Below are 3,465 nucleotides of genomic sequence, written 5' to 3'. Positions count from 1 at the left end.
TGTGGAGAAGGGCTTACTCAGGGCATATTATGAAAGAGATGGTCAAGATACCTCCAACTGGTTTATGATGGAAAACGACTTTCTCATTTCCGTACGGTCATTTTATCAACGCGTGAAAAGCTACGAGGTAATCGAGGCTCTTGAAGAATGTGAACTCTATTTTATTCATTATGATGACCTTATGGATCTATATGAAAGACATCCCGAATTCAATGTGATTGCCCGCAAGCTTACAGAATATTATTATGGAATAAGCGAAGAACGAAGCTTTATCATGAGAGGTCATCAGGCAAAGAAAAAATACATTTTTTTAATGGAAAATTACAGCGAAATCATTAAACGAGTGCCCGTAAAACATATAGCTTCCTATCTGGGGATTAGTTCAGACACCTTATCCCGAATTAGGGCATCGATCTGAATAATTTACTAACATAAATCAGTTTGTGGAACTGAGGAATCAATTACTTTTGGTGTAGAGTCAAAAGGGGAATTTGATCTTTTTCACCATCCGGAATTTGCTGAGTTCCCATCACGACTGAACCCAAGAACTTAATCCCATAACAGTACTAATTATGTCCAGTACAATATCATTACGTTTAAAGGAGAATATCTCGCAACTATTGATGATATTGTTGGTTAACGCGTCGGAAAAATGAGGAAGATATGTTTTGATGCTTTTAAATAAAACGCCAAAGTAATCCTGAATTTCCTGGGGCATGGCATTGGTGGTATACATCACTTTATTTCCGCGACCCGGTTTTTTCATAACAATGTTTATTTTGAGGGAACGGCAGCATCTAGAACACGCTTTGCCGAATATCCCCGATCCCCGCGGGCGGAAAGATCATTGAGTCGTTCCGCCCGCAGGCATAAGGCTTTGGAGGTTAACAAGAAAGAGGTGATGCTAAATAAAGTGGCCTTTCCGGGCCAGAATAAGGGAAGTAGTAATAGTTTTCATAAGGAAAATGATTTTATCAAATTAAATTAGATTTTTTCCCTGAGAAGAATATTAAGATATGTTAAATATGTATATTTGCTTAGTTGTCAATGTGTTTAGAGCTGAATTTCGTAAGGAGTCAAAACTATCCTCAGAATGCCCAATCCACTGTTTCAAATTATCACTCAACTTGGCCCGATTTCACCGGAATTGGAATTGCATCTAAATGAAAAAATTTTGCATAAAAGCTTTCCCAAAAGGCATATCATACTCCATCAGGGGGAGGTTTGTAATTACCTTTATTTTGTGGCTAAAGGATTACTCAGGGCTTACTATGAAAGGAATGGGGAAGATACCTCCAATTGGTTTATGATGGAGAATGATTTCGTTATCTCCGTGAATTCTTTTTATAAACGGATACCGAGTGCTGAATCAATAGAAGTGTTGGAGGATTGTGAGCTATTTTGTATTCACTATAATGATTTAATGGAAATTTACGAGCGACACAAGGAGTTTAATGTTATTGGTCGAAAGTTAACGGAGATGTACTATTGTAAAAGTGAGGAGCGGATACAGTCACTCAGAGGACATCAGGCCGCTGAAAAATATGAGTTTCTGTTATTGAATTATCCGGAAATTGTTCATAGAGTCAGCGTTGGATATCTTGCTTCATATCTCGGCATAACTTTACAAACGCTATCCAGAATTAGAGGAATAATGAGATAAGCAGGTAATAACTGCGGACCCGGCACTATAAACCAGGAGTGCCGGATACGCAGTCGGCGAGCTTCATTAATATGTACGTTGGAGCTAAATACCGTTACGTCCTGATCTCTCTTCTCATAAAAAAATAATAAGCCCACGCAAAGCATACGATAGTCGCCGCTACGAGTCCTGTTACCTGTGGCCATACAATCATGAGGCTTTCTCCAAATGGCAACGGTGAGGGAATAGCCCCCGACATTTGTTCCATTGTCAATGGGCCCAGACTTCTAACAGAAGGCATGAGTAGGGTGGTGGCAGCATCTGTATATAGCTGGCTGGGTGCCACCCGTAGCAACGACATAAACAAGTTGTTATAAGCAATTACTTCTGCTGTTTGCAGGGAAGCCGGATCAGGCAGGATGGCTCTCACTATGACGTTGACAATAATCTGGTAGAAAATAGTAAAAAACAACCAGATGCCGATAGCGGTAATGGCAGATGTGGCCGCGTGCCGGAAAACTACGGAAAGAGCAATCGCAAGACTAAGCCAGAACCCTACATAAATTATACTGAGTAAGGTAAATGCGAGTATGCGTAAAAATTCGGAGGTTTCTATAGGCACACCCGTGAGGAGTAGTCCTGCGCCCATCATCAGTAATACCAGGCTTAAGAAAAGTGTTCCCACAATCAACAGTGCAGCATAAAATTTTGCCAGCAAAAGGTTGTCACGGTAAACAGGCTGCGCTAACAGGCGAACTAAAGTACCGTTATTCTTTTCCGAATTGATGGCATCAAAGCCAAGTGCTATTCCAAGCAATGGGCCCAGGAAGCTGATGAAGATATGAAAGGTTGGCAGCGAATTATCTGACGTGGTAAGTAATTTCAAATAAAGGAATACATGATCCGGATCATTTAAATTCCCGACAGCCTTCCCAAGATTAGTCAGTGATACGTACATGGTCCCCGCAAAGGTGAAGAAGATCAGCAGCAGCATTACGATAAAACGCCAGCTACGAATATGATCGCCCACCTCTTTCCGTACAATTACACTAAATGAGCCCGGAGTGTGTTGCGGAGAAAAGAAATTATTGATATGTAATAGCGGAGCTCTCATTGACAATTTCTTTTTTTATTTTATTTTCAAAAAAACGATGATAAATTTCATCGAGGCCATATTCTTTTTTGTGTACACCGGTAATATTGTAGCCATTCTGTACAAAGAAGCGTACTATTTCCGGCGTGATATCTTCACTGCAGGATAGCTCGATGGTGTTTGTATCTATTTTGATACTGTTCACACTGCCTGTTTTCCGCAGTTGCTGTTCCAGCTCCGCAGGGGCCAGCAACGGCTCCCTAACGGAAACCTGTACTATAAAGGAATCCTTCCCGAACAGTTGTCCGGATAAGGTTTCGATATTGCCTTCAGCCAGCATTTTCCCTTCTACGAAGATGCCTACACGATCACAGATTTGCTGCATCTGGTGCAGATGATGGGACGATAAGATCACCGTAATGGATTGTTCCCGGCTGAGATGCCGGATGAGCTGAAGGAATTCTCTGATGCCACTGGGATCTATACCCAGTGTTGGTTCATCCAGGATCATTACTTCCGGCTCTCTGATCAACAGGTCTGCCAAACCAAGACGCTGTTTCATTCCACGGGAATATGCGCCCGTCTTCTTGTGCATCTGTGCTCCCAGTCCTACCATCTCCATCGTTTCCCGGGCACGGGAAAGAATTTTCTTTTCCGGAATACCGTTGAGACGACCAATGTACATTAGGTTATCAAGGGCGCTCATGTTATCATAAAACCCTGCGCTATC

The 3,465-nt window shown here is 41.8% G+C and carries 5 protein-coding genes; 2 read left to right on the top strand and 3 right to left on the bottom strand.

Translation table 11 applies throughout. From position 1 onward, the window contains the following. On the top strand, positions 1-418 hold a 418-nt coding region (locus VIP81_RS20880; RefSeq protein ID WP_331965759.1), incomplete at its 5' end, for a hypothetical protein. Between the two features lie 111 nt (positions 419-529). Here the strand turns inward: VIP81_RS20880 and VIP81_RS20875 are convergent. Further along, entirely contained in the window at positions 530-766 is a 237-nt protein-coding gene (locus VIP81_RS20875; protein ID WP_331965756.1) for a hypothetical protein, read from the bottom strand. Positions 767-1,093: 327 nt separating this feature from the next. On the opposite strand from VIP81_RS20875, the gene VIP81_RS20870 reads away from it, so the two are divergent. Next, on the top strand, positions 1,094-1,663 hold the full coding sequence (locus VIP81_RS20870) for a Crp/Fnr family transcriptional regulator (RefSeq protein WP_331965753.1): 570 nt from the start codon (positions 1,094-1,096) through the stop codon (positions 1,661-1,663). A 94-nt stretch (positions 1,664-1,757) separates the two neighbouring features. On the opposite strand, the gene VIP81_RS20865 is transcribed toward VIP81_RS20870, so the two are convergent. Further along, on the bottom strand, positions 1,758-2,756 hold the full coding sequence (locus VIP81_RS20865; protein ID WP_331965750.1) for an ABC transporter permease: 999 nt from the start codon (positions 2,754-2,756) through the stop codon (positions 1,758-1,760). Next, positions 2,728-3,465, bottom strand: a 738-nt coding sequence (locus VIP81_RS20860) for an ABC transporter ATP-binding protein (protein WP_331965747.1), incomplete at its 5' end; no start/stop codon positions are given. The genes VIP81_RS20860 and VIP81_RS20865, both read right to left, overlap by 29 nt.

Source organism: Chitinophaga sp., from assembly GCF_036566945.1.
Taxonomy (GTDB): Bacteria; Bacteroidota; Bacteroidia; order Chitinophagales; family Chitinophagaceae; genus Chitinophaga.
Note: the sequence above shows the minus strand (reverse complement) of the source record. Positions and strands in the feature narration are given on the sequence as shown.

What these genes read in the sequence shown, in the direction of transcription:
- VIP81_RS20875 (WP_331965756.1), bottom strand. Translation starts at nt 766, where the DNA reads ATGAAAAAACCGGGTCGCGGAAATAAAGTGATGTATACCACCAATGCC.
- VIP81_RS20870 (WP_331965753.1), top strand. Translation starts at nt 1,094, where the DNA reads ATGCCCAATCCACTGTTTCAAATTATCACTCAACTTGGCCCGATTTCA.
- VIP81_RS20865 (WP_331965750.1), bottom strand. Translation starts at nt 2,756, where the DNA reads ATGAGAGCTCCGCTATTACATATCAATAATTTCTTTTCTCCGCAACAC.